Annotated in this window: 26 protein-coding genes and 1 tRNA gene; 21 read left to right on the forward strand and 6 right to left on the reverse strand. The window is 72.5% G+C overall.

Annotated features, from left to right (window positions below; translation table 11 throughout):
• The first annotated feature begins 1 nt into the window (after position 1).
• From whiA to J4G33_RS00790, 6 genes are all read left to right on the forward strand, one after another.
• Positions 2 to 982, forward strand: a complete 981-nt coding sequence (gene whiA, locus J4G33_RS00765) for a DNA-binding protein WhiA (RefSeq protein WP_208053991.1) — start codon at positions 2 to 4, stop codon at positions 980 to 982.
• 172 nt (positions 983 to 1,154) lie between these two features.
• Positions 1,155 to 2,162: a type I glyceraldehyde-3-phosphate dehydrogenase gene (gene gap, locus J4G33_RS00770; protein WP_208053992.1), complete on the forward strand. Its 1,008-nt coding sequence runs from the start codon at positions 1,155 to 1,157 to the stop codon at positions 2,160 to 2,162.
• A gap of 120 nt (positions 2,163 to 2,282) precedes the next feature.
• Entirely contained in the window at positions 2,283 to 3,473 is a 1,191-nt protein-coding gene (locus J4G33_RS00775) for a phosphoglycerate kinase (protein WP_208053993.1), read from the forward strand.
• Positions 3,470 to 4,264, forward strand: coding sequence for a triose-phosphate isomerase (gene tpiA, locus J4G33_RS00780; protein ID WP_372434952.1), 795 nt, complete (start codon positions 3,470 to 3,472; stop codon positions 4,262 to 4,264). The genes J4G33_RS00775 and tpiA overlap by 4 nt, the downstream gene beginning before the upstream one ends.
• A gap of 172 nt (positions 4,265 to 4,436) precedes the next feature.
• Positions 4,437 to 4,682: a preprotein translocase subunit SecG gene (gene secG, locus J4G33_RS00785; RefSeq protein WP_208053995.1), complete on the forward strand. Its 246-nt coding sequence runs from the start codon at positions 4,437 to 4,439 to the stop codon at positions 4,680 to 4,682.
• 15 nt (positions 4,683 to 4,697) lie between these two features.
• On the forward strand, positions 4,698 to 5,045 hold the full coding sequence (locus tag J4G33_RS00790) for an RNA polymerase-binding protein RbpA (RefSeq protein WP_208053996.1): 348 nt from the start codon (positions 4,698 to 4,700) through the stop codon (positions 5,043 to 5,045).
• Between the two features lie 36 nt (positions 5,046 to 5,081).
• On the opposite strand, the gene J4G33_RS00795 is transcribed toward J4G33_RS00790, so the two are convergent.
• The 6 genes from J4G33_RS00795 to tkt all read right to left on the reverse strand — a co-directional run bounded on the left by J4G33_RS00795 (position 5,082) and on the right by tkt (position 12,474).
• Positions 5,082 to 5,780, reverse strand: coding sequence for an O-methyltransferase (locus J4G33_RS00795; protein ID WP_208053997.1), 699 nt, complete (start codon positions 5,778 to 5,780; stop codon positions 5,082 to 5,084).
• 14 nt (positions 5,781 to 5,794) lie between these two features.
• On the reverse strand, positions 5,795 to 6,544 hold the full coding sequence (pgl, locus tag J4G33_RS00800) for a 6-phosphogluconolactonase (protein ID WP_208053998.1): 750 nt from the start codon (positions 6,542 to 6,544) through the stop codon (positions 5,795 to 5,797).
• Positions 6,541 to 7,461 carry a glucose-6-phosphate dehydrogenase assembly protein OpcA gene (locus J4G33_RS00805; RefSeq protein WP_208053999.1) on the reverse strand — a complete coding sequence of 307 codons (921 nt, stop codon included), beginning with the start codon at positions 7,459 to 7,461 and terminating at the stop codon, positions 6,541 to 6,543. The genes pgl and J4G33_RS00805 overlap by 4 nt, the downstream gene beginning before the upstream one ends.
• Positions 7,462 to 7,492: 31 nt before the next feature.
• Positions 7,493 to 9,034: a glucose-6-phosphate dehydrogenase gene (gene zwf / locus J4G33_RS00810; RefSeq protein WP_208054000.1), complete on the reverse strand. Its 1,542-nt coding sequence runs from the start codon at positions 9,032 to 9,034 to the stop codon at positions 7,493 to 7,495.
• A 40-nt stretch (positions 9,035 to 9,074) separates the two neighbouring features.
• The gene (gene tal / locus J4G33_RS00815; protein WP_208054001.1) at positions 9,075 to 10,226 is read right to left on the reverse strand and encodes a transaldolase; all 1,152 of its coding nucleotides are present in this window, start codon (positions 10,224 to 10,226) and stop codon (positions 9,075 to 9,077) included.
• A gap of 73 nt (positions 10,227 to 10,299) precedes the next feature.
• The gene (tkt, locus tag J4G33_RS00820) at positions 10,300 to 12,474 is read right to left on the reverse strand and encodes a transketolase (RefSeq protein ID WP_208054002.1); all 2,175 of its coding nucleotides are present in this window, start codon (positions 12,472 to 12,474) and stop codon (positions 10,300 to 10,302) included.
• 232 nt (positions 12,475 to 12,706) lie between these two features.
• Between tkt and J4G33_RS00825 the strand changes: the two genes are divergently transcribed.
• The 15 genes from J4G33_RS00825 to J4G33_RS00895 all read left to right on the forward strand — a co-directional run bounded on the left by J4G33_RS00825 (position 12,707) and on the right by J4G33_RS00895 (position 25,847).
• Positions 12,707 to 13,714: a heme o synthase gene (locus J4G33_RS00825; protein ID WP_307793626.1), complete on the forward strand. Its 1,008-nt coding sequence runs from the start codon at positions 12,707 to 12,709 to the stop codon at positions 13,712 to 13,714.
• Positions 13,715 to 13,716: 2 nt separating this feature from the next.
• The gene (gene xerD / locus J4G33_RS00830) at positions 13,717 to 14,673 is read left to right on the forward strand and encodes a site-specific tyrosine recombinase XerD (protein WP_208054004.1); all 957 of its coding nucleotides are present in this window, start codon (positions 13,717 to 13,719) and stop codon (positions 14,671 to 14,673) included.
• A 103-nt stretch (positions 14,674 to 14,776) separates the two neighbouring features.
• Positions 14,777 to 15,652, forward strand: coding sequence for a ParA family protein (locus tag J4G33_RS00835; RefSeq protein WP_208054005.1), 876 nt, complete (start codon positions 14,777 to 14,779; stop codon positions 15,650 to 15,652).
• Positions 15,636 to 16,553, forward strand: a complete 918-nt coding sequence (locus J4G33_RS00840; RefSeq protein ID WP_208054006.1) for a segregation and condensation protein A — start codon at positions 15,636 to 15,638, stop codon at positions 16,551 to 16,553. The genes J4G33_RS00835 and J4G33_RS00840 overlap by 17 nt, the downstream gene beginning before the upstream one ends.
• Entirely contained in the window at positions 16,550 to 17,188 is a 639-nt protein-coding gene (gene scpB / locus J4G33_RS00845; RefSeq protein ID WP_208054007.1) for an SMC-Scp complex subunit ScpB, read from the forward strand. The genes J4G33_RS00840 and scpB overlap by 4 nt, the downstream gene beginning before the upstream one ends.
• Positions 17,185 to 17,970: a pseudouridine synthase gene (locus J4G33_RS00850; protein ID WP_250447157.1), complete on the forward strand. Its 786-nt coding sequence runs from the start codon at positions 17,185 to 17,187 to the stop codon at positions 17,968 to 17,970. The genes scpB and J4G33_RS00850 overlap by 4 nt, the downstream gene beginning before the upstream one ends.
• Before the next feature lie 70 nt (positions 17,971 to 18,040).
• Positions 18,041 to 18,403, forward strand: coding sequence for a chorismate mutase (gene aroH, locus J4G33_RS00855; RefSeq protein WP_208054008.1), 363 nt, complete (start codon positions 18,041 to 18,043; stop codon positions 18,401 to 18,403).
• Between the two features lie 24 nt (positions 18,404 to 18,427).
• Positions 18,428 to 19,558 carry a prephenate dehydrogenase gene (locus J4G33_RS00860; RefSeq protein ID WP_208054009.1) on the forward strand — a complete coding sequence of 377 codons (1,131 nt, stop codon included), beginning with the start codon at positions 18,428 to 18,430 and terminating at the stop codon, positions 19,556 to 19,558.
• Between the two features lie 72 nt (positions 19,559 to 19,630).
• Positions 19,631 to 20,353, forward strand: coding sequence for a (d)CMP kinase (gene cmk, locus J4G33_RS00865; RefSeq protein ID WP_208054010.1), 723 nt, complete (start codon positions 19,631 to 19,633; stop codon positions 20,351 to 20,353).
• 86 nt (positions 20,354 to 20,439) lie between these two features.
• Positions 20,440 to 21,045: a lysophospholipid acyltransferase family protein gene (locus J4G33_RS00870; protein WP_307793628.1), complete on the forward strand. Its 606-nt coding sequence runs from the start codon at positions 20,440 to 20,442 to the stop codon at positions 21,043 to 21,045.
• 78 nt (positions 21,046 to 21,123) lie between these two features.
• Complete coding sequence (gene der / locus J4G33_RS00875) at positions 21,124 to 22,638, forward strand: ribosome biogenesis GTPase Der (RefSeq protein WP_208054012.1); 1,515 nt, start codon at positions 21,124 to 21,126, stop codon at positions 22,636 to 22,638.
• Positions 22,635 to 23,756, forward strand: a complete 1,122-nt coding sequence (locus J4G33_RS00880) for a hypothetical protein (RefSeq protein WP_208054013.1) — start codon at positions 22,635 to 22,637, stop codon at positions 23,754 to 23,756. The genes der and J4G33_RS00880 overlap by 4 nt, the downstream gene beginning before the upstream one ends.
• Before the next feature lie 36 nt (positions 23,757 to 23,792).
• Positions 23,793 to 23,866, forward strand: a tRNA-Pro gene (locus tag J4G33_RS00885).
• A 126-nt stretch (positions 23,867 to 23,992) separates the two neighbouring features.
• Positions 23,993 to 24,652, forward strand: a complete 660-nt coding sequence (locus tag J4G33_RS00890; protein WP_208054014.1) for an NADPH-dependent F420 reductase — start codon at positions 23,993 to 23,995, stop codon at positions 24,650 to 24,652.
• A 130-nt stretch (positions 24,653 to 24,782) separates the two neighbouring features.
• Entirely contained in the window at positions 24,783 to 25,847 is a 1,065-nt protein-coding gene (locus J4G33_RS00895) for an extracellular solute-binding protein (RefSeq protein WP_307793629.1), read from the forward strand.
• Positions 25,848 to 25,888: the final 41 nt, after the last annotated feature.

Raw genomic sequence — 25,888 nt, forward strand, 5'->3', positions numbered from 1 at the left:
CATGGCGTTGACGGCACAGGTGAAGGACGAGCTCGCGCGGCTCTCCGTGGACAAGACGTCGTGCCGCAAGGCCGAGGTGTCAGCGATGCTCCGCTTCGCGGGTGGGCTGCACATCATCTCGGGTCGCATCGTCATCGAGGCCGAGCTCGACACCGGGGTCGCGGCCCGGCGGCTGCGCACCTTCGTCGCCGAGGTCTACGGGCACTCGAGCGACGTCGTGGTCGTGAGCGGGGGCGGCCTGCGCCGCGGCACCCGCTACGTCGTCCGGGTGGTCAAGGACGGCGAGTCCCTCGCCCGCCAGACGGGACTGCTCGACAACCGCGGTCGCCCGGTGCGTGGTCTCCCGCCCCAGGTCGTCTCGGCGGGCGTGGGTGAGGCCGAGGCCGCCTGGCGCGGGGCGTTCATCGCGCACGGCTCCCTGACCGAACCGGGGCGCTCGGCCGCCCTCGAGGTCACCTGCCCGGGCCCCGAGGCCGCGCTGGCGCTGGTGGGCGCTGCGCGGCGGCTCGGCATCGCGGCCAAGGCCCGCGAGGTCCGGGGCGTGGACCGTGTGGTGATCCGCGACGGCGACGCGATCGGTGCGATGCTCACGAGGCTCGGTGCGCACGACGCAGTCATGGTGTGGGAGGAGCGTCGGATGCGGCGCGAGGTCCGCGGGACCGCCAACCGGCTCGCGAACTTCGACGACGCCAACCTGCGCCGGTCGGCGCGGGCCGCGGTGGCGGCCGGTGCACGGGTCGAGCGGGCCTTCGAGATCCTGGGCGAGGACCTGCCCGAGCACCTCCGCGAGGCCGGGGAGCTCAGGCTCGCGCACAAGCAGGCCTCCCTCGAGGAGCTCGGCCAGCTCGCCGTGCCGCCCCTGACCAAGGACGCCGTCGCGGGGCGGATCCGTCGACTGCTGGCCACCGCGGACAAGCGCGCGCAGGAGCTCGGCATCCCCGACACCGAGGCCGGTCTGTCGGCCGACATGCTCGACGTCTGAGAAGGCCGCTGCCCGGGACGGACGTCCCTGCGCGCCATGTGTCAGGCGTGTAACCTGGCTCATATCTGGGGATCGAGAAGTTGCGGTCCGACCAGGCGCGTACAGCGCCGTACGCAACGTCAAGTGACCACATGAGCGTGTCGGCGATACCGGCGCGCCACGAGGAGGCATTGTGACCATCCGCGTCGGTATTAACGGCTTCGGTCGTATCGGACGTAACTTCTTCCGCGCTGTTGTCGAGTCGGGCGCTGACATCGAGATCGTCGGTGTCAACGACCTGACGGACACCAAGACCCTCGCGCACCTGCTCAAGTACGACTCGGTGATGGGAGTGCTCGCGCACGACGTCTCGTACACCGAGGACACCCTCACCGTCGGGTCCTCGACCTTCAAGGCCCTCGCCGAGCGCGACCCCGCCAAGCTCCCCTGGGGCGAGCTGGGCGCTGACGTGGTCATCGAGTCCACGGGCTTCTTCACCGACGGCACCAAGGCCAAGGCGCACATCGAGGCCGGCGCCAAGAAGGTCATCATCTCGGCCCCCGGCAGCAACGTCGACGCCGACTTCGTCGTCGGTGTGAACCACACCTCGTACGACGCGCAGAACCACAACGTGGTCTCCAACGCCTCGTGCACCACCAACTGCCTCGCCCCGATGGCCAAGGTCCTGGACGACGAGTTCGGCATCGTGCGCGGTCTCATGACGACCATCCACGCGTACACGGCCGACCAGAACCTGCAGGACGGCCCGCACAAGGACCTTCGTCGTGCGCGCGCCGCGGCCATCAACATGGTCCCGACCTCGACGGGTGCCGCCAAGGCCGTGTCCCTCGTGCTTCCCCAGCTCAAGGGCAAGCTCGACGGCTACGCCATGCGCGTCCCGACCCCGACCGGTTCGGCGACGGACCTGACCTTCACGGCCTCCCGTGAGGTCACGGTCGCCGAGGTCAACGCGGCGATCAAGGCCGCTGCGGAGACCGAGGAGCTCCAGGGCATCCTCGTCTACACCGAGGACCCGATCGTCTCGAGCGACATCGTCGGGAACCCGGCCTCGAGCATCTTCGACGCCGGCCTGACCAAGGTCATCGGCGACCAGGTGAAGGTCGTCTCCTGGTACGACAACGAGTGGGGCTACTCGAACACCCTCGTCAAGCTCACCACCTACATCGGTGAGCGTCTCTGAGCGAGGCACGTCCGACGAGCACGGCTCGATGACCGACGTCCGCGTGCGCCGCAGCCTCCGGGCCTGCGGAGCACGCGGACGTCGTCGCGTCTGACCCCTGACCAGACCTGAGGAAGGCACATGAAGACCATCGACGACCTGGGCGACCTGCGCGGCAAGCGCGTGCTCGTCCGCTCCGACTTCAACGTCCCCCTGGACGGCACGACCATCACCGACGACGGCCGTATCCGCGCCGCGCTGCCCACGCTCTCGGCCCTGCTCGAGGCGGGCGCCCGCGTGGTCGTGACCGCCCATCTCGGTCGCCCCAAGGGTGCACCCGAGGAGAAGTACTCCCTCGCGCCGGTGGCGGCCCGGCTCTCCGAGCTCCTGGGCCAGCCGGTCCCGCTCGCGCAGGACGTGGTCGGCGACTCGGCCAAGGCGACGGTCGCAGCGCTCGAGGACGGGCAGATCGCCCTCCTGGAGAACATCCGCTTCGACGCCCGCGAGACCTCGAAGGACGACGCCGTCCGCGGGGAGCTCGCCGACGAGCTGGCGGCCCTGGCCGACGCGTTCGTCTCGGACGGTTTCGGCGTGGTGCACCGCAAGCAGGCCTCGGTCTACGACGTCGCGCAGCGACGTCCGCACGCAGCCGGGTCCCTCGTGCTCGCCGAGGTCCAGGCGCTGCGCAAGGCTGTCGAGGACCCCGAGCGCCCCTACGTGGTCGTGCTCGGCGGCTCCAAGGTCTCCGACAAGCTCGGCGTCATCGCGAACCTGCTGACCAAGGCCGACAAGCTGCTCATCGGGGGCGGCATGGTCTTCACCTTCCTCAAGGCCCAGGGCCACGAGGTCGGCTCCTCGCTTCTCGAGGAGGACCAGGTGGAGGCGGTCAAGGGCTACCTCGCCCAGGCTGACGAGTCGGGCGTCGAGATCGTCCTCCCGGTCGACATCGTCGCCGCCGACTCTTTCGCCGCCGACGCGCCGCACGAGACGGTCGGCGCGGACGCCATCCCCGCGGGGAAGATCGGCCTCGACATCGGTCCGCGGTCGGGGGACCTCTTCCGCGAGGCGATCCTCTCCGCGAAGACCATCGCGTGGAACGGCCCCATGGGGGTCTTCGAGTTCCCCGCCTTCGCCGAGGGCACCCGCGCGGTGGCCCAGGCCCTGGTCGACACCGACGGCTTCTCGATCGTCGGCGGTGGCGACTCCGCCGCCGCCGTCCGCAAGCTCGGCTTCGACGAGGCCGGCTTCGGCCACATCTCGACCGGCGGTGGCGCGAGCCTCGAGCTGCTCGAGGGCAAGACCCTTCCCGGCATCGCAGTTCTGGAGGACTGATGGCACGCACACCGCTCATGGCCGGCAACTGGAAGATGAACCTGGACCACCACCAGGCCACGCATCTCGTCCAGAAGCTCGCCTGGACCCTGAAGGACGCCAAGCACGACTACTCCGCGGTCGAGGTCAGCGTGCTGGTCCCGTTCACGGACCTGCGCTCGGTCCAGACCCTCGTGGACGCCGACAAGCTCGAGCTCTCGTACGGTGCGCAGGACGTCTCCGCGCACACCGAGGGGGCGTACACGGGGGAGATCTCGCCCGTCATGCTCGCCAAGCTCGGCGTCACCTATGTGGCGGTCGGTCACTCCGAGCGTCGCCAGTACCACGGCGAGGACGACGCGCTCTGCGCCGCCAAGGTCGCCTCGGCCTTCGGTCAGGGGCTCATCCCGATCCTCTGCGTGGGCGAGGGCCTCGACATCCGCAAGGCGGGGGAGCAGGTCGCGTACACCCTCGCCCAGCTCGAGGGTGGGCTCGCCGGCCTCTCCCGCGAGCACGCCGCCCAGGTCGTCATCGCGTACGAGCCTGTGTGGGCCATCGGCACGGGTGAGGTCGCGACCCCCGAGGACGCCCAGGAGGTGTGCGGTGCGATCCGGCAGAAGCTCGCCGAGCTGTACGACGCCGAGCTGGCCGAGGGCGTCCGTGTCCTCTACGGCGGCTCGGTGAAGTCCGGGAACGTCGCGTCGATCATGAGCCAGCCCGACGTCGACGGCGCGCTGGTCGGCGGGGCGAGCCTCGACCCCGAGGAGTTCGCCAAGATCGCCCGCTACCAGTCCCACCAGGTGGGCCTGTAGCGGCCCCGGTCCCGTCCGACCACCGAGGTGCGTCCGCGTCCGTGCAGGGCGCAGGCGCACCTCGGTGGTCTCCGCAGGGTGGCGTGTTCGTCGGATCACACCCCTGTCGCCTATCCTTGACCGGGCGCCCGCCGGCGCCTGGCACGCGAGTCGAGTAAGGACGTACGAGCACGTGGACGCACTGCGCATCATCTTGCAGATCCTGCTGGTCCTGACCAGCTTCCTCGTCGTCCTCCTCGTGCTGCTGCACAAGGGCAAGGGTGGCGGGCTCTCGGACATGTTCGGTGGCGGTGTCACGAGCAACGCGAGCAGCTCGGGGGTGGCCGAGCGCAACCTCAACCGCATCACCATCGGCCTGGCAGTGCTCTGGGCCATCGTCATCGTCCTGCTGGGCCTGATCCAGCGCGTCAGCGCCTGACAACGGAGGTTCACCATGGCGAGCGGAAGTGCAATCCGGGGTTCCCGTGTCGGGGCCGGCCCCATGGGAGAGGCCGAGCGAGGGGACTCCGCACCGCGGTTCTGGGTGTCCTACTGGTGCGCCAACGGGCACGAGACCAAGCCGAGCTTCTCCCAGGAGGCCAACGCCGAGGCCCCTGAGACCTGGGACTGCCCGCGCTGCGGCTTCCCCGCCGGCCAGGACAAGGCGAACCCGCCGTCCCGCACGCGCAACGAGCCCTACAAGACGCACCTCGCCTACGTGAAGGAGCGCCGTAGCGACGAGGACGGTCAGGCGATCCTCGACGAGGCCCTCGCTGCGCTGCGCGCACGCCGCGGCTCCTAGGCCTGAGGGCGCCAGAGCTCCTCGAGCCGGGGGGGCTCAGCGACCGGAGAGGGCGTCTGGCCCCTCGTCCTCGTCGACGCGGACCAGCATGAAGCCGTCGTAGCCCTTGCTGCCGACGGTCTGCAGGACCGTCGCGCTGAGCCGAGGGTCGCTGGCGACGCGCTCGACGACCTCGCGGCTGCCGCGCACCCGTTCGTCGGTGCTACCGACGTCGGCGAGGGCACCCTGCCGGACCACGTTGTCCACCACGATCACCGCCCCGGGTCTCACCAGGCGCAGAGCGGCGTCGAGGTAGCGGGTGTTGGACGGCTTGTCCGCGTCCACGAAGACCAGGTCGAAGGGCTCGGTGCCCGACGCCTCGAGCTCGGCCAGGGTCTCGACGGCCGCGCCGACGCGGACCTCGACCACGTCACCCAGACCGGCCGCGTCGATGTTGGCCCGGGCGACCTCGGCGTGGTGGGGGTCACGTTCGAGGGTCGTGAGGTGGGGTTGCGGCCCGGACAGCCCGCGGGCCAGCCAGATCGTGCTGTACCCAGCCAGGGTGCCGATCTCCAGGGCGCGACGCGCCCCGTGGATCTGTGCGATGAGCTGCAGCATCCGCCCCTGCGGTGCGGACACCTGGATCGGTGGCAGCCCTTCCTCCCGGGCCCGGGCGTTGGCAGCCCGCAGCACCTCGTCCTCCTGCGTCAGAGGGGCGAGGTAGTCGTCGACCGCTGCCCACGTCGTCGGATCCATGCTGGTCCTCCTGGTCAGCCTGCGGCCGCGACGTCCATCAGCCACAGGGTCCGACGTCGGCCCAGGGCGCCCGCGGCGGGGGTGGTCCGCACCGCCTCGCCTGCCAGGGCTCGAGCTGCTGCGGGGGCCTTGTCAGCCCCGCCGACGACGAGCCACACCTCCTCGGCGGCCTCGATCGCGGGGAAGGTGAGACTGACGCGCTCCGGGGGAGGCTTGGGGGAGCCGTGCACGCCCACGGTGGTGGTGGCGGTGACCTCGAGGGCGTCGTGCTCGGGGAAGAGGGACGCGACGTGCCCGTCAGGCCCCATGCCCAGGAGCAGGACGTCGAACCGGGGAACTGCAGGTCCCGACTCGTCGCTCGTCCCGGGGGCATGGCGCGCGAGCTCGTCGGCGTAGGACCGCGCGGCTTCCTCAGGGCTCTCCGCCATGTCCGAGGGAGGCATCGCGTGGATGTTCTCCTCGGGCACGGGGAGCGCGTCGAGCAGGGCGGCCCTGGCCTGGGTCTCGTTGCGGTCGGGGTCCCCTGCGGGGAGGAACCGCTCGTCGCCCCACCACAGGTGAACGCCCGTCCAGTCGACGGCGTGGCGCAGCGGCGCCTCGGCGATCCGCGCCAGGGTCTTGATCCCGACCGTCCCCCCGGTGAGCCCCACGTGCAGCGGCCGGTGGGTCGACTGAGCGTCGAGCAGGTGCAGCAGCAGGCGCGCTGCAGTGGCCTCGGCGAGGGTCTCAGCGTCAGGATGGACGACGACGGTCCGTGTGCTCATGCGTCCTCCAGCAGGGCGAGGCCCTGGGCGAGGACCTCGCCGTAGACCTCGTCGGGGTCGAGACGGCGGAGCTCCTCAGCCAGGCAGTCCGTCAGCGGACGCAGGGGCAGCGCGGCCGTGCGCTCGGGCTGCCCCGGCTGGTTGAGGATGGCCACACGGCCGTCCGGTCGGTCGATCACGATGGGTCCGGAGGTGCGGTGCAGCACCACCCGGGTCACTCCCTGGACGCCCTGCTCGCGGTGCAGGTCCACGGGGGACTCGAGCATCATGCCCAGCCACGCCGCCAGCAGGGTCACCGAGGGGTGCGTGCCCTCCCCGTGGACCTCGACCGAGGTGACGGCCTCGTACGGAGGCTGATCCAGGGCGGCGGCCAGCAGTCCGCGCCAGGGCGTGATGCGCGTCCAGGCGAGGTCGGTGTTGCCCGCGGTGTGCCCGTCGCGCAGACGGTGCAGGGCAGCCACGGTGTCCGTGCAGGACACCGAGTCGGTGATCCTCCGCTGGGCCATCGACCCGATGGGGTGCTCGGCCGGTGCGGAGGGCACCTCCTGGGGCCACCACACGACGATCGGGGCGTCGGGGAGCAGCAGCGGCATGACGAGGGTGTCGGAGTGCTCGAGCATCTCGCCGGACGCGGTCAGGACGACGACCTCGCTCGCGCCGGCGTCGCCACCCACCCGGATCTGCGCGTCGAGGCGGGCGGTCTCACGCTGCTCGTCGCGGGCCAGGACGATCACCCGGCAGGGGTGCTCACGGCTCGCGATGTTGGCGGCCTCGACCGCCCGCTCGACATCGGAGGCCGAGGCGTCGATCACGAGGGTCAGCACGCGACCGAGCGCGACCGCGCCGCCCTCGTCGCGAAGACGGACGAGGGCCTTGGCCACGGCCGCGGTCGAGGTGTCGGGCAGGTCGGTGATCATCGGGTCCCCTCCGGAGCGGTCACGGGCGTGGTCATGGTCGGCGCCAGGACCGGCCGTCGCGGGCCATCATCTCGTCCGCCGAGTCCGGCCCCCAGGTGCCTGACCGGTAGGCCTGCGGCTGGCCCTGCTCGGCCCAGAACGCGGTGATCGGGTCGAGGATCTTCCACGAGAGCTCGACCTCCTCGTGCCGGGGGAAGAGCGGCGGGTCGCCCAGCAGGACGTCGAGGATGAGTCGCTCGTAGGCCTCGGGCGAGGTCTCCGTGAACGCGTGCCCGTAGCCGAAGTCCATCGTGACGTCCCGGACCTCCATGGCCGTTCCCGGCACCTTGGAGCCGAAGCGGATCGTCACCCCCTCGTCGGGCTGGACGCGGATCACGAGGGCGTTCTTGCCGAGCTCCTCGGTGGCCGTGGACTCGAAGGGGAGGTGCGGCGCGCGCTTGAAGACCACGGCGATCTCGGTCACCCGACGGCCGAGACGCTTGCCGGCCCGCAGGTAGAACGGCACCCCCGCCCAGCGGCGCGTGTCGATGTCGAGGCGGATCGCGGCGTAGGTCTCGGTGATCGACTCCGCGGCGATCCCGGCCTCGTCGAGGTACCCCACGACCTCCTCGCCACCCTGCCAGCCGGCCTCGTACTGCCCGCGTGCGGTGTGCACACCGAGGTCCTTGGGCAGGCGGACGGCCGAGAGGACCTTCTCCTTCTCGGCGCGCAGGTCGTCGGCGTCGAAGGAGACCGGCTCTTCCATCGCGGTCAGCGCCAGCAGCTGCAGGAGGTGGTTCTGGATGACGTCGCGCGCCGCTCCGATGCCGTCGTAGTACCCGGCCCGGCCGCCGATGCCGATGTCCTCGGCCATGGTGATCTGCACGTGGTCGACGTAGTTCGCGTTCCAGATCGGCTCGAACAGCTGGTTGGCGAACCGCAGCGCCAGCATGTTCTGAACCGTCTCCTTGCCCAGGTAGTGGTCGATGCGGAAGACCGACTCGGGGCTGAACACCTCCGACACCACGTCGTTGAGCTCGCGGGCGCTGGCCAGGTCGTGACCGAAGGGCTTCTCGATGACGACGCGGCGCCAGGCGTCCTCGCGCTGGTCCGACAGGCCGGAGCGGGCCAGCTGGCGGCACACGAGGGGAAAGGACCCGGGCGGGACCGAGAGGTAGAAGGCGTGGTTCCCGCCCGTGCCACGCTCGGCGTCGAGGTCGGCGACGGTGCGGCTCAGACGATCGAAGGCGTCGTCGTCGTCGAACTCTCCCTGGACGAAGCGGATGCCCTCGGCGAGCTGGTCCCAGGTGCTGTCCCGGAAGGTCGTGCGGGCGTTGGCCTTGACCGCCTCACGGACCACCTCGGTGAAGTCCTGGTCGTCCCACTCCCGGCGCGCGAAGCCCGTGAGTGCGAACCCCGGGGGCAGGAGGCCGCGGTTGGCGAGGTCGTACACCGCCGGCATGAGCTTGCGCTTGGCGAGGTCACCGGTGACGCCGAAGATGACGAGCCCGCAGGGGCCCGCGATCCTCGGCAGGCGGCGGTCGCGCGGGTCGCGCAGCGGGTTGTGCTGCTCGGAGAGCTCGGCGGGGCTCACCGTGCCCGCCCCGTGGTCGCGGCGGGGGTGCTCGGCTGGGTCACTGGTCGGGCTCCTGGTCGGTCGGGGACGGCGTGGCGCCGGCGAGCCCGTCGCGGACGGTGTCGAGGAGCTCCTGCCAGCTCGCCTCGAACTTGCTGACTCCCTCGGTCTCGAGGGAGGTGGTGACCTCGGTGAGGTCGATGCCGAGGGCGCCGAGGCGCTCGACCTGCTCGTGCGCGTCCTGGTAGCTGCCCGTCACGGTGTCGCCACGCACCTCACCGTGGTCGGCGACGGCCTCGAGGGTCTTGCCCGGCATCGTGTTGACGGTCCCGGCGGCCACGAGCTCGTCGACGTACAGGGTGTCGGGGTACGCGGGGTCCTTGACCCCCGTCGAGGCCCACAGCGGACGCTGCTCCTGGGCCCCGGCCGCCGCCAGCGCCTGCCACCGGGGCTCGGCGACCGTCCGGGCGAAGAGCTCGTGGGCGAGGCGGGCGTTGGCGATCGCGATGCGTCCGCGCAGCGCGGCCGCCTCGGGGGTCCCGATCTCGTCGAGCCGGGGGTCGATCGCCCCGTCGACGCGAGACACGAAGAACGAGGCCACCGACGCGATGGTCGACAGGTCCTTGCCGGCGGCCTGAGCGGCCTCGAGGCCGGCCTGGTGGGCGTCGAGGACCGCGGCGTAGCGCTCGAGGGAGAAGATGAGGGTCACGTTGACGCTGATCCCCTCGGCGAGCACGTCCCGGATCGCGGGGATGCCCTCGACCGTGGCCGGGATCTTGATGTAGAGGTTCGGTCGGTCGACGGTGGTCCACAGCCGCTTGGCCGTCTCGACGGTCCGGTCCGTGTCCCGGGCGAGGCCAGGGTCGACCTCGATCGAGACGCGCCCGTCCTGGCCGCCCGAGGCGCGGTGCACCTCGGCCAGGGCGTCGCAGGCCTCGCGGACGTCGTCCGTCGTGATGGTGAAGACCGCTTCGTCGACCGAGGTGCCGGCGGCGGCGAGGTCGCGGAGCTGGTCGTCGTAGGCCTCCCCCTGGGAGAGGGCCGAGGCGAAGATGGTGGGGTTCGTGGTCACGCCGACCACGCCGCGCTCGGAGACGAGCCGGGCGAGGTCGCCGCCGCGCAGCAGCTCGCGCGAGAGGTCGTCGAGCCAGATCGCGACGCCTGCGTCGCGCAGCTGGGCGATCGGGGTGGGCAGGGGGCTGACAGTCATCTCGGGCTCCTCAGGGTCGCCCTCCCCGGGCGGCCGTCGCGGGCCGCCCGGGGAGACGGATGGTGCGTGCAGATCAGACGTCGGCCGTGCCACCCGACGTCGGCTTGGCGGGACCGCCCGGGGCAGCCGGCCCGCTCGCGGCCGAGACGGACTCCTTGGCCGCGGAGACCACGGCCTCGGCGGTCAGCCCGAACTCGGTGTAGAGCCGCTCGTAGTCGGCCGAGGCGCCGAAGTGCTCGATCGAGACGATCCGACCGGCGTCGCCGACGATCTCGCGCCAGCCCTGGGCGACGCCTGCCTCGATCGAGACACGCGCCCGGACGGCCGGCGGCAGGACCGCAGAGCGGTAGTGCTCGTCCTGGTCGTCGAACCACTCGCGGCACGGCATCGAGACGACGCGGGTCCCGATCCCTTCGGACTCGAGGGTCGTGCGTGCCTCGAGGGCGATCTGGACCTCGGACCCCGTGGCCACGATGATCACCTGCGGCTCCCCGCTCCCGGCCTCGGCGAGGACGTAGGCGCCGCGGGCGGTGCCCGAGGCCGCCGCGAGGGTCGAGCCCTGCGCGTCACCCGCGCCACGCTCGAAGGTCGGTACGTTCTGCCGGGTCAGCACCACGCCGGCCGGCCGGTGCGTGCGCTCGAGGACGGTGCGCCAGGCCCAGGAGACCTCGTTGGCGTCCGCGGGGCGGACGACGTCGAGACCGGGGATCGCCCGCAGCGAGGCCAGGTGCTCGATCGGCTGGTGGGTCGGCCCGTCCTCGCCCAGCCCGATCGAGTCGTGGGTCCAGACGAAGGTCACCGGGATCTGCATGAGGGCGGCGAGCCGGACGGCGGGACGCATGTAGTCGCTGAACACCAGGAAGGTGCCGCCGTAGGGACGGGTGCCGCCGTGCAGCGCCATCCCGTTCATGATCGACCCCATGGCGTGCTCGCGGATCCCGAAGTGCAGGGTGCGGCCGTAGGGGTTGCCGGCGAACTTGTCGGTGCTGCGGTGGGCCGGGAGGAACGACGGCTCGCCGTCCATCGTGGTGTTGTTGGACCCCGCGAGGTCGGCCGACCCGCCCCAGAGCTCGGGCAGGACCGGAGCCAGGGCCGTGAGGACCTTGCCCGAGGCCGCACGGGTCGCGACGGCCTTGCCCGCGGGGAACTCGGGGAGGGCGTCCGTCCAGCCCTCGGGCAGGCTGCGCTCGGCCATGCGGTCGAAGAGCTCGGCACGCTCGGGGTTCGCCGCACGCCACCGGGAGAAGGTCTCGTCCCAGGCTGCGTGGGCCTCGGCGCCGCGGTCGACGATCTTGCGCGCGTGGGCCAGCACCTCGTCGGCGACCACGAAGCTCTGCTCGGGGTCGAAGCCGAGGAGCTCCTTGACGGCGGAGAGCTCGTCGCCGCCGAGGGCCGAGCCGTGGATCGCCCCGGTGTTCTTCTTGGTGGGCGCGGGCCAGCCGATGATGGTGCGCAGCGAGATGATCGAGGGCTTGCCGGTCTCGGCCTTGGCCGCAGCGAGCGCACCGGCGAGGGCCTGCACGTCCTCCACGTAGCCGTCCTTGCCCTCGGTCCAGTCGACCCGCTGGGTGTGCCAACCGTAGGACGCGTAACGGGCCAGGACGTCCTCGCTGAACGACACGTCGGTGTCGTCCTCGATCGAGATCTTGTTGTCGTCGTAGATCACGACGAGGTTGCCGAGCTCCTGGTGGCCGGCGAGGGAGGAGGCCTCCGAGGTCACGCCCTCCATCAGGTCGCCGTCGCTCGCGATGACCCACACCGTGTGGTCGAAGGGGCTCTGGCCCTCGGGGGCGTCGGGGTCGAGCAGACCCCGCTCGCGCCGCGCAGCCATCGCCATGCCCACGGCGGAGGCCAGCCCCTGGCCGAGGGGACCGGTCGTGATCTCGACACCGTCGGTGTGCTGGTACTCGGGGTGGCCCGGGGTCTTCGACCCCCAGGTGCGCAGGCTCGCGATGTCCTCGAGGGACACGTCGTAGCCGGACAGGAAGAGCTGGAGGTACAGGGTCAGCGAGGAGTGACCGGCCGACAGGACGAACCGGTCGCGCCCCGTCCAGTGCGAGTCACGCGGGTCGTGCTGGAGGAAGCGCTGGAAGAGCAGGTAGGCCGCGGGGGCCAGGCTCATCGCGGTCCCTGGGTGACCGTTGCCGACCTTCTGGACCGCGTCGGCCGCGAGGACGCGGAGCGTGTCGACCGCGCGTGCGTCGAGATCCGACCACTCGAGGTCGGGGGTGGGGGCGGACGCGTTCAAGTGGACCTCATTCCTGCCCGGGAGGTCGCCCGGGCCGTCGCCTGGTGCGTGCCGGCCGTCACCGCGGCGGGACTGGCCGGAGCCGGACACCGGTTTCCACCGGCGGCCACGCCAACGAGGAGCCTACCTGCGTCCGGCACCCGAGGAGCGGTGAGCCGACAGGTGGACGCCAGGTCCGGGCGACGGGGGCCGTACCATGGTCGGAGCCACCACAGAACGGAGCCGCCTCGCCGTGCGCACAGCCAGTCATGCCTCGACCGACGGACCGACCTCCTCGCGGGTCGTTGCCGAGGTCGGGGGAACTCCGCGGTCGGTCGAGCCCTCGGCCGTCGCGGTCCCGACCGGGCTGGCCCACGTGAGGTCGCGGGTCGCCGCCTACGTCGCACTGACCAAGCCCCGGATCATCGAGCTCCTGCTCGTCACGACGCTTCCCACGATGCTGCTCGCCGAGCGCGGGTTCCCGTCGGTCGGGCTCGTCCTGGCGACCCTCGTGGGCGGCGCCGCGGCGGCGGGGGCGGCGAACGTCCTGAACTGCTACCTGGACCGGGACATCGACGAGGTCATGAACCGGACCAAGCGCCGGCCCCTGGTCACCGGGGAGGTGACCCCGCGGGCGGCCCTGGTGTTCGGGTACGGCCTGGGGGCGTTCTCGTTGGTCTGGTTCGCGGCACTGGTCAACCTCGTGGCCGCAGGTCTCGCCCTGCTCGCGATCGTCCTGTACGTCGTGGGCTACACCATGCTGCTCAAGCGACGGACCCCGCAGAACATCGTGTGGGGAGGTGTCGCCGGCTGCATGCCCGTCCTCATCGGATGGTCGGCGGTGACCGAGGGGCTGGCCTGGGCCCCGGTCGCACTCTTCGGCGTCATCTTCTTCTGGACGCCGCCGCACTACTGGCCGCTGTCGATGAAGTTCCGGCGCGACTACGCCGCCGCCGGGGTGCCGATGCTGCCCGTCGTCGCGAGCGACGCGCGGGTGTCGCGCGAGATGCTCGGGCACACGCTGGCCATGGTCGCCTGCTCGCTGGTACTCGTTCCCCTGGCCTCGATGACGTGGGTGTACACCGCGGTCGCCGTCGTCCTCGGGGCATGGTTCCTGGGGGCCACGATCGCGTTGCTGCGACGGGCCCACCGCCCGCGGCCCGGGGTCCGGCTGGGCGAGATGCGCCTCTTCCACGCATCGATCACCTACCTGACCCTGCTGTTCCTCGCGGTGGGCATCGACCCGTTCCTGCCGCTCTGACCATGGCTCTCCCGGACGAGTCAGCAGTGGTGGCTGAGCTCGACCAGGCCATCGCCGGCTATCTCGACCACCTCGCCGTCGAGCGCGGCCTCTCCGGGAACACCCTGACGGCCTACCGGCGGGACCTGCAGCGCTACCGGTCCTACCTCGTCGCGCGCGGGAGGACCGCGGCTGACGAGGTCGAGGAGTCCGACGTCCGGGCCTTCGTCACGACCGTGCGCACCGGGACGGACGGCGGTGCACCGCTGGCTGCCTCCTCGACGGCGCGCATGCTCGCCGCTGTCCACGGCTGGCACCGGTTCTGCGCCCTCGAGGGGCTGGCCGACCACGACCCCTCCCTCGTCGTCCGGCCCCCCGCGCAGCCCCGGCGCCTGCCCAAGGCCATCTCGACCGACGACGTCGAGCGGGTCCTGCAGGCCGCGGCGCAGGGGGAGGGACCCGTCCCCCTGCGGGACGCGGCTCTGCTCGAGCTCCTCTACTCGACGGGTGGCCGCATCAGCGAGGTGGTGGGGCTCGACGTCGACGACCTCGAGCTCGACCCCGGGGCGGTCCGCCTGGTCGGCAAGGGCAGCAAGGAGCGGGTCGTGCCCGTCGGCTCCTACGCCTGCGAGGCTGTCGAGGCGTACCTCGTCCGCGGTCGCCCGGCCCTCGCGGGCGCGGGGCGCGGCGGCCCGGCCCTCTTCCTCAACACCCGAGGTGCCCGGCTGAGCCGGCAGACGGCATGGGCGGTGCTCCGCCAGGCAGCCCAGCGCGCGGGCATCCCGCGGGCCGACGACGTGTCCCCGCACACCCTGCGGCACTCCTTCGCGACCCACCTGCTGGCGGGCGGCGCCGACGTGCGGGTGGTGCAGGAGCTGCTCGGGCACGCCTCGGTGACGACCACGCAGATCTACACGCACGTGACCCCTGACACCCTGCGCGAGGTCTACGCCGCCGCGCACCCCCGGGCCCGCGCCTGAGGACGGCGGTCCACGGGGGGGACGGGGAGGGGCTCGATCAGCGGACCAGCCCTCACGGAGCGCGGGCACGGCCCGTGGCTGTTCCCTGCGGTAGCCTCGCCGCGTGACTCGCCAGGACCCGGACGGACCCACCACGCACCCCACGGACCCCGTCGGACGACCCCTGCCCGAGTTCGGCGACCCCGTCCCGCTCGCCTCGCACGGCCCGGCCCGGATCATCGCCCTGTGCAACCAGAAGGGTGGGGTCGGCAAGACGACGACCACCATCAACCTGGGTGCTGCGCTGGCCGCCTACGGGCGCCGTGTCCTGATCGTGGACTTCGACCCGCAGGGGGCGGCGTCCGTGGGCCTGGGCATCAGCCCGCACGAGCTCGACCGCACCGTCTACAACCTCCTCATGGAGCGCGGGGTCGACGTCGGTGAGGTCATCCAGGAGACGGCCGTGCCGGGCCTGGACCTGCTCCCCGCCAACATCGACCTCTCCGCGGCCGAGGTGCAGCTGGTGGGGGAGGTCGCCCGCGAGTCGATCCTCGCGCGGGTGCTGCGCGGGGTCGAGGACGACTACGACGTCGTCCTGGTCGACTGCCAGCCCTCGCTCGGGCTGCTGACGGTCAACGCCCTGACCGCGGCCCACGGGGTGCTGATCCCCCTCGAGTGCGAGTTCTTCGCCCTGCGCGGGGTGGCCCTGCTCGTCGAGACGATCGAGAAGGTGCGAGACCGCCTCAACCCGCGGCTCGAGGTCGACGGGATCCTGGCCACGATGCACGACCCGCGCACCCTGCACTCCCGGGAGGTGCTGGCGCGGGTGCACGAGGCCTTCGGGGACCAGCTGCTCCACACCGTCATCGGCCGCACGGTCAAGTTCCCCGACTCGTCGGTCGCGGCCGAGCCGATCACCACCTACGCCCCGTCGCACCCGGGGGCGACGGCGTACCTGCAGCTCGCCCGGGAGCTGGTGGCCCGTGGCGACGCGGCCTGAGGGCGCGACCGCCGCACCGGACGAGGTCGAGCAGGCCCGCAGCGTCAGCAGCCCCTTCGAGGTGCACCTGGAGAACTTCACCGGGCCGTTCGATCTGCTCCTGGGGCTGATCTCGAAGCACAAGCTCGACATCACCGAGGTCGCCCTGGCCCAGGTCACCGACGAGTTCATCGCAGCGGTCCGGGCCGCCGAGGCCGGTGACGAGCCGTGGGAGCTCAACCGGATCAGCGAGTTCCTCGTGGTCGCGGCGACCCTGCTCGACCTCAAGGCCGCGCGCCTGCTGCCCGCGGGGGCGGTCGAGGACGCCGAGGACCTCGAGATGCTCGAGGCCCGCGACCTCCTCTTCGCCCGGCTGCTGCAGTACCGGGCCTACAAGGACGTCGCCCTGGGGCTGGGGGAACGCCTCCTGGCCCAGTCTCGGAGCGTGCCCCGCGAGGTCGGGCTCGAGCCTGACCTCGCGGCGCTGCTGCCCGAGCTGGTCATGGAGATCGGACCGACCGAGCTCGCGGTGCTCGCCGCCCACGCCCTGCGGCCGCGGACCGCCCCCACGGTCGACACCGGTCACCTGCACGCCCCGGCGGTGAGCGTGCGCGAGCAGGCAGCCGTCCTCGTCGACCGGCTGCGCAGGTCGGGCTCGGGGTCCTTCCGCACGCTGGTCCAGGACGCGGAGTCGAGCCTCGTCGTCGTGGTGCGGTTCCTGGCCCTGCTCGAGCTCTACCGTGAGGGGGCGGTCGGCTTCGACCAGGTCAGCCCCCTCGGCGACCTGACCGTGCGGTGGACGGGCGGGCAGGACGACGAGATCGACGTGGTCGACGACTACGGCGACCTCCCTGCCGAGGAGGCGGGCGCCGTCGTGGCCGGTCCGGCGAGCACCGAGACCCCTGAGGAGGGACGCGCATGAGCACCGCGAGCACCGCGGCGAGCCCCGACCCGCGGCCAGGCCCGGCCCCCGACGAGCTCGCCTTCGACGTGACCGACCTGCCCGGCGGGGCGCGCGGCGCGCTGGAAGCGGTGCTCATGGTCGCCGACGAGCCGCTGCCCGCCCTGCGCCTCGCGACCGTGCTGGGCCTGCCGACCGCGCAGGTCGAGGACCACCTCGCCGACCTCGCGACGGAGTACCGTGAGCACGGTCGCGGCTTCGAGCTGCGGCACGCGGGCGCGGGCTGGCGCTTCTACTCCGCGCCGGCCTACGCCGACGTCGTCGGGCGCTTCGTGCTCGACGGCCAGACGGCACGGTTGACGCAGGCGGCCCTCGAGACCCTCGCGGTCATCGCCTACCGCCAACCCGTGACCCGCGGGCAGGTGTCCGCCGTGCGCGGCGTCAACGTCGACTCGGTGGTGCGGACCCTCGCGGCCCGCGGCCTCGTGGTCGAGCTGGGTACCGAGCCAAGTGGTGCCGTCCTCTACGGCACCTCCCCGTACTTCCTGGAACGGATGGGCATGACAAGTCTGGACGAGCTGCCACCCCTGGCCCCCTACCTGCCGGAGATCGACACGATGTCGGGCGTCGACGGCGAGCCGGAGGCCACCCCGTGAGCCGGGGAGGGCGCCGCAAGCCCGCGCACCAGCCGCCGGCCCGCGACGTGCACGACCCCGAGGGCGTCCGGCTGCAGAAGGTCCTTGCGGGGGCGGGCCTCGGGTCGCGCCGGGCCTGCGAGGAGATCATCGCCAAGGGCCGGGTGACCGTCGACGGGGTCCCCGTGCGCGAGCTGGGCATCCGGGTGGACCCGCGCACCGCCGTGGTGCACGTCGACGGGATGCGCCTGCAGCTCGACAGCTCGATGGTCACCATCGCCCTCAACAAGCCCGCGGGTGTGGTCTCGACCATGCACGACCCGATGGGCCGGCCGACCCTCGAGCAGTTCGTGGCGGACCGTCCTGAGCGGCTCTTCCACGTGGGACGCCTCGACGCCGAGACCGAGGGCCTGCTCCTCATGACCAACGACGGCGAGCTGGCCAACCGCCTGGCCCACCCGTCGCACGGGGTGCCCAAGACGTACCTGGCCACGGTCGAGGGCCGCGTCAAGGGGCTGCTCGCGCAGCAGCTGCGGTCCGGGGTCGAGCTCGAGGACGGCGTGGTCAAGGTCGACGACTACCGCCTGGTCGACACCACCCCGCAGACGAGCATGGTCGAGGTCGTCCTGCACGAGGGGCGCAACCACGTCGTCCGGCGTCTGTTCGAGGAGGTCGGCCACCCGGTCACGCGTCTGCTGCGGACGCGGGTCGGGCCCATCCGGCTGGGCAACCTGCCGCCGGGCCGCACCCGCGTGCTGGGCCGGGAGGAGCTCGGCTCGCTGATGTCCTCGGTCGACCTGTGACCCTGCCTGCGGCTGCCCGGGGCGGACGGGTACGCTCGCGGGCGGTCAGCAGTCGACGGAGGGGTGCAGCATGACGGTCCGAGCGATCCGCGGGGCGACCCAGCTCGAGAGCGGGGACCGCGAGCACCTGTTCGAGCGGACCGCGGAGCTGGTGCGTGAGGTCATCACCGCGAACCGGCTGGCGACCGAGGACCTGGTCTCGATCATCTTCACGTGCACCCCGGACCTCACCGCGGACTTCCCCGCGGCGGCGGCCCGCGAGATGGGCATGGGGGACGTGCCGCTCATGTGCGCCGTCGAGATCGACGTCCCCGGCGCCCTGCCGCGCGTCGTGCGGCTCATGGCCCACGTGAACCTCGAGCGCCCGCGCTCGGAGATCCAGCACGTGTACCTGCACGGCGCCACGGTGCTGCGCAAGGACCTGGCCCAGTGAGGCAGACCCAGTGAGGCAGACCCGATGAGCACGAGCCCACCCCGGCCGGCGGCCGCGACGCGCGGGCCGGTGCGGGTGGTCGGCACGGGCCTGCTCGGCGCGAGCATCGGCCTGGGCCTGCGGGCCCTGGGGGTCGACGTCGTGCTGCACGACCCCTCGCGGACCACCCTGCTGCTCGCCCGCGACGTCGGCGCAGGCCGGCTGCCCACCCCCGAGGACCCCCCGGTCGAGCTCGTCGTGGTCGCCGCCCCGCCTGACGTGACGCCTGACGTCGTGCTGGCCGAGCTCGAGGCGCACCCGCACGCCGTGGTCACCGACGTGGCGAGCGTCAAGACCGCTGTCGAGGGCCCGCTCCGGGCTGCCGGAGCGGACCTCGACCGCTACGTCGGGTCGCACCCGATGGCCGGTTCGGAGCGCAGCGGCCCGACGGCGGCCCGCGCGGACCTCTTCGCCGGTCGCCCCTGGGTGGTGGTGGGCTCGGAGGCCTCGGCCGGGTCGGCGGTCCTCGCTGTCCGCACCCTCGCGACGGATCTCGGTGCCACGCCGGTCATGCTCGACGCCGCGACCCACGACGACGCCGTGGCCCTCGTCTCGCACGTGCCGCAGATCGCGGCCTCGCTGGTGGCTGCCCGGCTGGTCGACGGGGAGCCAGCGGCCCTCGAGCTCGCCGGGCAGGGCCTGCGGGACGTCACCCGGATCGCGGCGAGCGACCCGGGGCTGTGGACGTCGATCCTCGGGGCCAACGCCGAGGCCGTGGTCCCGCTGCTCCGCAGCCTGCGCGGTGACCTGGACGTCCTCATCGAGGCCCTCGACCACGCCTCGGTCGCGACCGCTGCCGAGGAGGTCGCCACGGGTGCCCTCGGCACCGTCGCGGCCGCGATCGCCGCGGGGAACACCGGGGTCAGCCGGATCCCTGGCAAGCACGGCGGGACCCGCCGGGCCTACGACGTCGTGACCGTGCTCGTGCCGGACGAGCCGGGCTCCCTGGCACGGCTGCTGGCCGAGGTCGGGGCCGCGGGCATCAACCTCGAGGAGCTCCAGCTCGAGCACGCCCCGGCCCAGGCCGTCGGACTGGCCTCGATCTCGGTGCTGCGGGGCCTGCGCTCCCGGCTCGAGGAGGAGCTGACCACCCGGGGCTGGCGGGTCGCGGGCTGAGGCCGCACCGGGGCCCCGCGCCCACCCCCACGCACCGCCCCCCGGTGCTGACGCACGATGACAGGAGCAGTGATGGACGACGGCACCTCGGGACCCCTCGTGGTCGCGGTGGACGGACCTTCCGGGTCGGGCAAGTCGAGCGTGTGCCGGCAGGTCGCTGCTCGGCTGGGCCTCGCCTACCTCGACACCGGCGCGATGTACCGGGCGGCCGCGTGGTGGTGCCTCGACCAGGGGGTCGACCTCGAGGACGCCGAGGCGGTCACCGCCCAGGTCCGAGCCATGGTGCTCGACCTGGGTCTGGACCCGCGGTTCCCGACCTTCGCCATCGGCGGCACGGACATCGCCACGGCGATCCGCGCCGGGGGGATCTCGGCCGTGGTCAGCAAGGTCGCGACCAACCTCGAGGTGCGTGCCGACCTCGGGCAGCGGCAGCGTCGGGTCATCGAGGTCGAGCGCGGGACCGAGGGCTTCAGCCGGGGCAGAGGGGTCGTCGTCGAGGGGCGTGACATCACGACGGTGATCGCCCCGGACGCCGACGTGCGGATCCTCCTCACCGCGAGCGAGGAGGCCCGGCTCGCCCGCAGGTCCCGCGAGCTGCACGGGGACGCCGGGGCAGAGAGCATCGCGGCGACCCGCGACCAGGTCGTGCGCCGGGACCGGGACGACTCGACGGTCGTCGACTTCATGACCGCGGCAGACGGCGTCGTCACGGTGGACTCCTCCGAGCTGGACCTCGAGCAGACCGTCGAGGCGACCCTGGGCGTCGTGGGCCGGGTGAGCGGCAGGACCGCGTGAGCCCGGGGACCTCACCCTCGGACGGGGATCCCGGGCCTGGCGGCCCACGCTGGTCGAGGTGGGTCGGCCGGTTCCTGGCCCGGGTCGTGTGGAGCACCACCGTCGTGGGTGCGGAGCGCGTGCCGCGTCAGGGGCCGGTGATCCTGGCGGCCAACCACATCGGTGTCGTCGACGGCCCGCTCGTCCACGGCTGCGCGCCACGCGGGACCCATGTGCTGGTCAAGGTCGAGATGTTCCGGGGACCGGTCGGAGCGGTGCTGCGGGCTGCGGGCCAGATCCCGGTCGACCGGCGCAACGGCCGTCCTGCCCTCACGGCGGCCCTCGCGGTGCTGCGACGTGGGGGAGCGGTGGGGATCTTCCCCGAGGGGGTCCGGGGCCGCGGGGATGCGAGCAGCGCCCGCGCCGGGGTCGCGTGGCTCGCGGTGGCCTCGGGGGCGCCGGTGGTCCCGGTGGCGGTGCTCGGGACCCGTCGCACCGGCGAGTCCGTCGGTCACCTCCCGGGGCTGCGACGTCGGCTCGTGGTGGAGTTCGGCGAGCCGGTGTCCTTGACGGACGGCGAGCCCCTCGCGGGGCGGCAGGCGGTGGCTCGGGCACACGAGCGGGTCGGTGCAGCCCTGCGGACCCACGTGAGAGCGGCGAGCGAACGCGCGGGAGTCCCCCTCCCCACGGATGGTCCCGCCGCGGAGATCTGAGCCTCCGCGGGACGGTCGTCGGTCCACCGTGCAGGCGACAGTTCGTCGCGGGACCCCTCGGCAGGGGAGGATGGGCCCATGAGCGAGCAGAACCCCACCGGGCAGGACCCGGCAGGGCAGACCCCCACCGAGCACGACGTCGTCCAGGAGGCCGCCGACGACGCGGCCCGCGAGCAGTCCCTGCGGGCGGGCCTTGCCGAGTACGAGCTGCAGGAGGAGGACCTCGCGCTGCTCGACGGCGGCGAGGGAACCGCCGGCGATGCAGGGCCGACCGGCCCCCTCCCGGTCCTCGCCGTCGTCGGTCGCCCCAACGTCGGCAAGTCGACCCTCGTCAACCGCATCCTCGGGCGCCGCGAGGCCGTGGTCGAGGACAAGCCCGGGGTCACGCGAGACCGGGTGAGCTATGAGGCCGAGTGGGCCGGACGCCGGTTCACCCTCGTGGACACCGGCGGCTGGGAGGTCGACGTCGCCGGCATCCACGCCCGGGTGGCCGAGCAGGCCGAGATCGCCATCGAGCTCGCCGACGTCGTGCTCTTCGTGGTGGACGCGACCGTCGGGGCGACCTCGACCGACGAGCAGGTGGTGCGCCTGCTGCGCAAGGCCAAGAAGCCCGTGGTGCTCGCCGCCAACAAGGTCGACGGTCCGCGGGCCGAGGCCGACGCGGCAGCGCTGTGGAGCCTCGGTCTGGGCGAGCCCCGCCCGGTCTCGGCCCTGCACGGTCGGGGCACGGGTGACCTGCTGGACGCCGCGGTCACCGAGCTGCCGGCGATCTCCGCAGCCGGCGGCGCGATCCGTGAGGGCGGGCCGCGGCGGGTCGCGCTGGTCGGCCGCCCGAACGTGGGCAAGTCGAGCCTGCTCAACAAGATCCTCGGTGAGGACCGCGTCGTCGTCGACGCCGAGGCCGGGACCACGCGGGACCCCGTCGACGAGCTGGTCGAGCTCGGCGGCAAGACCTGGTGGTTCGTCGACACCGCGGGCATCCGACGCCGGGTGCACCAGACCTCCGGAGCTGACTTCTACGCCTCGCTGCGCACCCAGGCGGCCATCGAGAAGGCCGAGGTCGGGGTGGTGCTCGTCGACGCGAGCGTCACGATGACCGAGCAGGACACCCGCGTCATCTCCCAGGTGGTCGAGGCCGGGCGTGCCCTGGTCATCGCGTACAACAAGTGGGACCTCATGGACGAGGACCGCCGCCCGTTCCTCGAGCGGGAGATCGAGAAGGACCTGGTCCAGGTGCAGTGGGCCCCCCGGGTCAACCTCTCGGCGCAGACCGGGTGGCACACCAACCGGATGGTCCCGGCGATCGAGACGGCCCTGGAGTCCTGGGACACCCGGATCCCCACGGGACGGCTCAACGCCTTCCTCGGTGAGCTCGTCGCGGCCCACCCGCACCCGCTGCGCGGTGGCAAGCAGCCCCGCATCCTCTTCGCGACCCAGGCTGACACGCGGCCCCCGCGGTTCGTCATCTTCGCCACGGGGTTCCTCGAGGCGGGCTACCGGCGGTTCATCGAGCGTCGTCTGCGCGAGACCTTCGGCTTCGAGGGCTCGCCGATCTCGATCTCGGTCCGCGTCCGGGAGAAGCGCCACCGGTGACCCAGGACGGCGCGGCGGCGGGGCGACGCGCACCGGAGGACCGGCCGCGCAACCCGTTGCTGCGGTGGGGCCTGCCGCGAGACCCGGCCGCGACCTCGCACCTCGCGGGGTTCGTGGTCGCGTCGGTCGCGACCGTGCTGCTGACCCGCGGCTACCTCGCGGTCATGGACTACCCGCAGATCGGCGGTGGTGGGCTGCACGTCGCCCACGTGCTGTGGGGCGGGCTGCTGATGGCCCTGGCCTTCGTCCTGCTGCTGTCCTTCGCGGGTCCCGTGGTACGCCCGGCAGGGGCGCTCCTCGGCGGCGTCGGCTTCGGGCTCTTCGTCGACGAGGTCGGCAAGTTCGTCACCTCCGACAACGACTACTTCTACGAGCCCACCGCTGCCTTGATCTACGTGGTCACGGTCGCGCTCGTCCTGCTCGGTGAGGCCCTGCACGGGCGGACCCCGCACCACCCGGTCGAGTACCTGGCCGGAGCGGCCGACCACGCGGTGGCCGGGCTCGCCGGGGGGTTCACCACCCGGACCAGGGCCGAGGCTCACGCACTGGTCGACCGCGCCGGGCCCGTCCCGGGCGAGGCAGAGGTCCGGGCCCTGCTCGACGTGGCGGAGACGGACTCCTCCGAGCTGCCGAACCCCATCGAGGCGGTCGGGCGTGCGGTGGTCGGCCTGATGCGCCGCGTGGTCTCGACCAGCTGGGCACCGTGGCTGACGGTCGGCGTGCTGCTGCTCTCGACGGTCGGGACCGTGGGCCGTGGGGTGCTGGCGTGGGTCCAGGGTGCGCAGGTGCCTGCGTGGATCATCGCGGGGCTCCTCGTGAGCGCAGCGATCGGCACGGGGTTCGCGGCGCTGGGGCTGTGGTGGGTACGAGGCGACCGAGCCCGCGGCTACCGCTGGTTCCGGCGCGCGGTGCTCGTCAACCTCCTGGTCACCCAGGTGTTCCTGTTCCGGGTCGAGCAGTGGAGCGCCACCACCGGGCTGGTCGTCGATCTGCTGCTGCTGGGGCTCGTCGCGGCCGAGCTGAACCAGATGAGCGAGGCGGGTCGGCTGCGGGAGCCTCTGCGTCGTCGGGGGAGCAGGCCGTCCACGGACGCGACAGATGCACAGGGCACCCCCTGAGGTGGGGTAAAGTACAGGCGGCCCGCAGGGGCCGTTCGGGATGTGGCGCAGCTTGGTAGCGCACTTGACTGGGGGTCAAGGGGTCGCAGGTTCAAATCCTGTCATCCCGACAGTGAAAGAGCAGGTCAGAGGCCCGCACCGCTTCGGCGGGGCGGGCCTCTTCACGTGACGCATGAGCCGGCGTGCGGCTCGGGTGGAGCTGCTCGCCGCACGACGCAGCACCCTGGAGGTGGCTGGTGACCGGACGCACGACGACACTGACGGTCGGCATCCTCGGAGCTGGCAAGGTGGGCACCGTGCTGGCCCGGCTCGCCCTCGCAGCCGGGTACCGGGTCCTCGTCGCCGGGTCGGGCGACCCCGGCAAGATCGCCCTCACCGTCGACGTCCTGACGCCCGGGGCCACCGCCGTCCGCGCCTCCGAGGCAGCCCGGGAGGCCGACGTCGTGATCCTCGCCCTCCCGCTCGGCAAGTACCGCGGGCTGCCGGTCGAGGAGCTGCGCGGCAAGCTCGTCATCGACGCCATGAACTACTGGTGGGAGGTCGACGGCCCCCGCGAGAGGCTCCTCGAGCCCGGGGTCTCGTCCAGCGCGCTCGTGCAGGGTTTCCTTGACCGAGCCCGTGTCGTCAAGGCCTTCAACCACATGGGCTACCACGACCTCGAGGGTGGGGCCCGTCCCGGCGGGGACCCGGGGCGCAAGGCGATCGCGGTCGCCGGGGACGCCGAGGGCGACGTCGCGCAGGTCGCGGGGCTCGTCGACGACCTCGGGTTCGACCCGGTGCTCATCGGGTCCCTCGCCCAGGGTGTCGCGCTCGAGCCTGGAACGCCGTCCTTCGGCGCCAACGTCGATGCTGCCGAGCTCCGCCGCCTGGCCCAGGGTGTCGCCCTGGAGCCCTGACCAGTGGCGTGTCCTGGCGGTGGCGGACGCGTGAGCACCACCGCTGCGTCCAGCCCTGGGACGAGCGAACCGAGGTAAGGCTTACCTGAGTTACCGTGGGGCCCCTGCCCCGACCTCTGAGGAGTCTTCTGTGCACCGTCCCCGCCTGATCGGTCCCGTTCTTGCCGTGAGCCTCGTGGCCTCGCTCGCCGCATGCAGCCCGTCGGAGGGCTCGACCGACAGCTCTGCTGACGGGGGCGCCGGTGCGACGACGGCCGAGGACGGGACCCTGCTCATCTACTCCGGACGCAACGAGAACCTCGTCGAGCCTCTCCTCGAGCAGCTCGAGGACGCCGTGGGGGTGGCCGTCGAGGTGCGGTACGCCTCGACCAGCGAGCTCGCCGCCCAGCTCCTCGAAGAGGGCGACGCGAGCGACGCCGACATCTTCTTCGGCCAGGACGCCGGGGCTCTCGGGGCCCTCGCCAAGGCGGGGATGCTCGCCGAGCTCGACGGGTCGGTGACAGACCTGGTCCCCGAGGCCTACCGCGACTCCGACGGGCGCTGGGTCGCGACGTCCGGCCGCGCCCGCGTGCTGGCGTACGACCCCGAGCAGGTCCCGGAGATCGAGGAGATCACCGTGATCGACCAGATCCTCGACCCCGAGTACGCGGGCACCGTCGGCTACGCGCCCTCCAACGCGAGCTTCCACGCGTTCGTCACCGCCCTGCGCGTCGAGCGCGGCGAGGACGGCGCCCGGCAGTGGCTCGAGGACTTCGCGGCCCAGGACCCGCAGGCGTACGAGAACAACAACGCGGTGCTCGACGCGGTCGACGGTGGGCAGGTCGCCCTGGGGCTGATCAACCACTACTACTGGTTCCAGAAGGTCGCCGAGCTGGGCGAGGACGAGGTCTCCGCCGAGATCCACTTCCTCGACAACGACGACCCGGGCGCCCTGGTCAACGTGGCGGGCGCTGGCGTCCTGGCCTCGACGGACATGCCCGAGGCGGCCGCCGCCGCGATCGCCTTCCTCCTGTCCGACGACGCCCAGCGGTTCTTCGCGGACGAGACCGCCGAGTACCCCGTGGTCGAGGGCATCACGAGCTCGACCTTCGACCTCGAGCCGCTCGCCGAGCTGGACGCGCACCAGATCGACCTCAACGACCTCGACTCCCTCGACGAGACCCTGGCGCTGCTCGACGAGGTGGGCCTCACCTGAGCGCCCCGTCCGTCCCGACGAGGAGGCCCGGCCGCTCGACC

Origin of the sequence: Actinotalea soli, assembly GCF_017565425.1 — a bacterium.
Taxonomy (GTDB): Bacteria; Actinomycetota; Actinomycetes; order Actinomycetales; family Cellulomonadaceae; genus Actinotalea; species Actinotalea soli.